This window comes from Kitasatospora sp. NPDC127121 (assembly GCF_042677305.1).
In the GTDB taxonomy this organism is placed as follows: domain Bacteria; phylum Actinomycetota; class Actinomycetes; order Streptomycetales; family Streptomycetaceae; genus Kitasatospora.
Genome location: NZ_JBHXTQ010000158.1, coordinates 1 through 4,468, shown reverse-complemented (window position 1 = coordinate 4,468; position 4,468 = coordinate 1). Strand labels below are relative to the sequence as shown.

5 protein-coding genes are annotated in these 4,468 nt (G+C 75.5%); 4 read left to right on the top strand and 1 reads right to left on the bottom strand.

Features of this window, described 5'->3' with window-relative positions:
- Positions 1-182: 182 nt before the first annotated feature.
- The 4 genes from ACFVHI_RS37025 (at position 183) to ACFVHI_RS37010 (ending at position 2,370) form a co-directional block, all read left to right on the top strand.
- Positions 183-716, top strand: a complete 534-nt coding sequence (locus tag ACFVHI_RS37025; RefSeq protein ID WP_079135787.1) for a potassium channel family protein — start codon at positions 183-185, stop codon at positions 714-716.
- Positions 717-801: 85 nt separating this feature from the next.
- Positions 802-1,212, top strand: coding sequence for a VOC family protein (locus ACFVHI_RS37020; protein WP_380346444.1), 411 nt, complete (start codon positions 802-804; stop codon positions 1,210-1,212).
- A 97-nt stretch (positions 1,213-1,309) separates the two neighbouring features.
- Positions 1,310-1,747 (top strand): helix-turn-helix domain-containing protein, encoded by a 438-nt coding sequence (locus tag ACFVHI_RS37015; RefSeq protein ID WP_380346442.1) that lies wholly within the window; start codon positions 1,310-1,312, stop codon positions 1,745-1,747.
- The gene (locus ACFVHI_RS37010) at positions 1,744-2,370 is read left to right on the top strand and encodes a glyoxalase (RefSeq protein WP_380346440.1); all 627 of its coding nucleotides are present in this window, start codon (positions 1,744-1,746) and stop codon (positions 2,368-2,370) included. The genes ACFVHI_RS37015 and ACFVHI_RS37010 overlap by 4 nt, the downstream gene beginning before the upstream one ends.
- A gap of 33 nt (positions 2,371-2,403) precedes the next feature.
- Here the strand turns inward: ACFVHI_RS37010 and ACFVHI_RS37005 are convergent, their stop codons facing one another.
- A complete protein-coding gene (locus ACFVHI_RS37005; protein WP_380346438.1) occupies positions 2,404-4,020 on the bottom strand; it encodes a protein kinase in 1,617 nt (538 codons plus the stop codon).
- Between the last annotated feature and the right edge of the window lie 448 nt (positions 4,021-4,468).

The following is a 4,468-nucleotide window of genomic DNA, read 5'->3' as shown; positions in this document are numbered from 1 at the left end:
CTGGGGGGTGCTGGCGGGGCTGCAGGAGCCGGCCCGCCCGCAGGCTGCCCCCCGGGCCCGGTATTTTGTGGGGGGGGGGGGGGGCGGTGGCCGCGGCCCCCGCCGACCCGCCCCCGGACGGTCCGGCCCGAACGGCCCAGCCCGGGACGCGGCCGGCCCGGCGCGGCCGCAGGCTGGACGCGATGTCCGGAAGCCAGCCACCACCACCGCAAGGCCGGGTCGACCCGAGGTCCGCGCTCTGGCTGCTGGGCGCCTGCACCGCGCTGATCCTCGCGTACTGGATTCTCCCCCTGCGCCGGCTCGGCTACCACCACCCCGTCCTCAGCTGGCTGGTGTTCACCGCCGCGCTGGTCGGCCTGAGCGGCCTGCTGCTGGCGAAGACCACCGCCGTGCTGCGGGGCGACGCGAAGCGCCCGGTGGCCTGGCTGTCCTTCCTGATCTTCCTCGCGATGACCATCTTCGCCGCGACCTACTACGTCATGGCCGCCCGTCCGGGCGATTTCGATGGGCTGGTCACCCGGCTCGACGCCCTGTACTTCACCGTCGTCACCCTGGCCACCGTCGGCTACGGCGACATCACCCCGGCCGCACAGGCGCCCCGCCTCGTGGTGATCCTGCAGATCGGGTACACCTTCGTCTTCCTCGCCACGGCGGCGGGGACGCTGTCGCGGGCGATCCGGGCGAACGTCGAGACCCGGAGCCACCGCAAGCCGTGACGTTGTCCACAGGCTGTGGACGGCCGCGCCCGATCGGTCAGGATCCGAGAAGCACGCCCGCGCGGCCACACCTAGCATCGGCGCCATGGACATCACCATTCACACCAGCGTCCTCCCGCACGACGACCCGGACGCGTCCCTGGTCTTCTACCGCGACGTCCTCGGCTTCGAGGTCCGTGGCGACGTCGGGCAGGGCAAGATGCGCTGGATCACCGTCGGCCCCGCCGGGCGGCCCGACACCTCCATCCTCCTGGCGCCGCCGGCCGTCGACCCCGGGGTCACCGAGGACGAGCGCCGCACCATCGCCGAGATGATGGCCAAGGGCACCTACGGCTGGATCCTGCTGGCCACCCGGGACCTCGACGGCACCTTCCGGGCGGTGCAGGCCGGCGGCGCCGAGGTCGTCCAGGAACCGACCGAGCAGCCGTACGGCATCCGCGACTGCGCCTTCCGCGACCCCGCCGGCAACCTGATCCGCATCCAGCAGCTGCGCTGAGCCGTCCGGCCGCGCGCCGACCGTACGGGCCGTGCAGTCCCTGACGACCGCGACGGCCGCGACGGCCGGAGTCGGGCCCGGTGAGAGGAGTCCTCCCGTGTGTCACCCCTCGTGGGCCCGCGCCCGCGCGGCGGCGCAGCGCCTGAAAGACCTCGCACGGCTGCGCCGCGTCCGGGACCGGATCGACCGCGAGTACGCGCGGCCACTCGACGTCCTGGCGCTCGCGCGCGACGCCGGCCTGGCGGCCGGGCAGCTCAGCCGCGAGTTCCGGCTGGCCTACGGCGACTCGCCGTACGGCTACCTGACGGCGCGTCGCGTCGAGCGCGCGGCCGCGTTCCTGCGCGGCGGCGGCCTCGGCGTCAGCGCGGTCCGCCGCGCGGTCGGCTGCACCTCGCCGGACGCCTTCCGCACCCGCTTCGCCGAACTGGTCGGCATGCCGCCCGACGACTACCGGCGCCGCGCACGACGGGCCCCCGGACCGGTCAGGATTCGAGAAGCCCCGGCCACCGGGCCGCGCCTAGCGTGGAGGACATGACTTCCATCGACTCCCTCATCCTCGACGTCGCCGACCCCACGGCCGCCCGCAGCTTCTACACCACCGCCTTCGGCCTGGACACGCAGCTGCGCCTGCGGGCCTCGCAGGAGCCGACCACCGGCTTCCGCGGGTTCACGCTGTCGCTCACGGTGTCCCAGCCCGCCACCGTCGACGGCTTCGTCGACGCCGCCCTCGACGCCGGCGCCACCGCCCTCAAGCCCGCCGCGAAGTCGCTCTGGGGCTACGGCGGCGTCGTCCAGGCCCCGGACGGGACGATCTGGAAGATCGCGACCTCCGCGAAGAAGGACACCGGCCCGGCCACCCGGCGGATCGACCGGCTCGTGCTCCTGCTGGGAGTCGCGGACGTCTCCGCGAGCAAGCGGTTCTACGTCGACCGCGGCCTCGCCGTGGCGAAGAGCTTCGGCCCGGTGTACGTCGAGTTCGCCACCGGGTCGAGCCCGGTCAAGCTCGCGCTGTACAAGCGCCGGGCCCTCGCCAAGGACGCCGGAGTCTCCCCCGACGGCAGCGGATCGCACCGGCTCGTGATCGGCGGCACCGCCGGAACCTTCACCGACCCGGACGGGTTCGCCTGGGCGGCCGAGCAGCCCGCGGCCGCACGCTGAAGCGCCCCGCCGGACAGAACTCGGGCCCTGCGGTCACCAGTCCTGGTTGTCGGCGGCCGTGGCGTGCAGGGTGATCAGCAGGGCGCCGAGGCGGGCGTTCCAGTTGGCGCTGGTGGGGCCGTCGATGGCGTGCTTCTTGGCCAGGTCGCGGATCACCTTCTGGGCGTCCTTGAGCTCCTGGGCCGCATCGTCCGGATTGCCCTCGTTGAGGCGGGCGGAGGCGTCGTCGAGGATCCGCAGCAGCTCCGCCTGGCGGTCGTGCTCCTTGCCCCCGACCGGGGTCTGGACGACGGCCTGGCGGAAGGCGTTGAGCTGGAGGGCCGCCCCCTGGTTGCGGGGAATGCCCGGGTTGGGGGCCGTGGGGAGACCGACCGGGGTGGTGGGGGCCGCGGTGGTGGGCGTCGGGGTCGCCGCGGGGGTGGACGCGCGGGCCGGGGTGCTGGGCGCGGCAGCCGGGGTGCTGGGGGCGGTGGCCGCCGGCGGCTTGGCGGGAGCGGGGGCGGCGGCGTTGCCGGCGGGCTCGTCCAGGGCGGCGACGGCCAGGGCGGTGACGCCGGCGAGTCCGGCCACGCCCAGCGCGCCGAGGACGAGGGGCCTGCGGCGGCGGTTGCGGTTGCGGCCGGCGGCCCCGGGCGGGGCCTGCCGGACGGGCGCCATCAGCGAAGTGGCCGGCGGGGCCTGCGGGACGGGCGCCATCAGCGAGGTGACGGCCGGGGCCTGCGGCGGGAGCAGGGTGGTGTGCTGCTGGTTGGGGTTCACCGGCCGTACGGGCGGCAGCAGTTGGGTGGCGGCGGCGGTGGCGAGGAGTTCCGCCGTCGGGTCGCCGACCGCCAACCCGGGGATGGTGGAGAGGAGTTCGGCCCGCGCCGCGACGGCGTCCGCCGGCCGGTCGGCGGGGTTCTTGGCGAGCAGGCGCAGCACGGCCGCGTCCAGCGCGGGCGGCAGGCCGGGGCGGCGGTAGGACGGCGGCAGGGGCTGCTCGCTGACGTGCTTGAAGGCGATCGCCACCGGCGTCTCGGCGGTGAACGGCGTCTCGCCGGTGAGCATTTCGGTGAGCACGCAGCCGACCGCGTAGAGGTCGGTGCGGCCGTCCAGGGGCGAGGCGGTGGCCTGCTCGGGCGACAGGTAGGCGGCCGTACCGAGCACGCTCGCCGTCTGGGTCAGGTTGCTGGACGAACCGGCCCGGGCGATGCCGAAGTCGACGACCTTCACCCCGCCGTCGTCGGTGATCATGATGTTGCCGGGTTTGATGTCCCGGTGGACCAGCCCGGCCGCGTGCGCGACCGCCAGCGCCTCGCAGACCGCCGCCGCGATGCCGACGGCGCGTTCCACCGGCAGGCCCGGCTGCTGCGCCAGCACGGCGGCGAGCGAACGGCCGTGGACGAGCTCCATGACGATGAACGGCGTGCCCTGGTCGACGCCCGAGTCGAAGACCATGACGATCCTCGGGTGCACCAGCATGGCCGCGTGCTGCGCCTCGCGGCTGAACCGCTCGGCGAAGCGGGGGTCGTCGGCGAGTCCCCCGTTGAGGACCTTGACGGCCACCTGACGGCCCAGCACGTGGTCCAGCCCGCGCCAGACGGTGGCCATGCCGCCGACGCCGATTATCTCGACGAGTTCGTAACGCCCGTTCAGCGCCCGTCCGATCACCTGGGACTCCCCTCACGTGCCGTGCCCGGTGTTCCGGGCCGCCTCGTGCACCTGTGCACGATAGCCGCACCGCCGGACCGCACCGCCGGGGGCGGGGAGGCGGTCGGGGGACCGGGCAGCGGTCCCCCGACCGCCGGCGCGGGGGTGCGGCCCGCCCTGACTGCGGGAGGGCGGGCCGCACGTTCCAGGCCGACCGGGCCGGCGGCGCGTCCGGGGTGGGCGCCTGCCGATCCGGCCGGGGCCGGCCGGGCGGCCGGACGGCACGGGGTGCCGACCGGCCACCCGGGGTCTTCGGGTGGTACTGACGAGCGGTACTGCGGGTGGTGCGGTACTGCGGGTGGTGCGGTCCGGGTGGGGGGGGGGCCCCGGGGGGGGGGCGGGCCCCCCCCCCCGCGGTTCAGGGGTTACAACCGCCCCCCAGGGGGGGGGGGGGGCGGGAGGGGCGGGC

Bases quoted from the DNA above. Each gene is read 5' to 3' on its own strand.
- ACFVHI_RS37025 (WP_079135787.1), top strand. From the start codon at position 183: ATGTCCGGAAGCCAGCCACCACCACCGCAAGGCCGGGTCGACCCGAGG.
- ACFVHI_RS37020 (WP_380346444.1), top strand. From the start codon at position 802: ATGGACATCACCATTCACACCAGCGTCCTCCCGCACGACGACCCGGAC.
- ACFVHI_RS37010 (WP_380346440.1), top strand. From the start codon at position 1,744: ATGACTTCCATCGACTCCCTCATCCTCGACGTCGCCGACCCCACGGCC.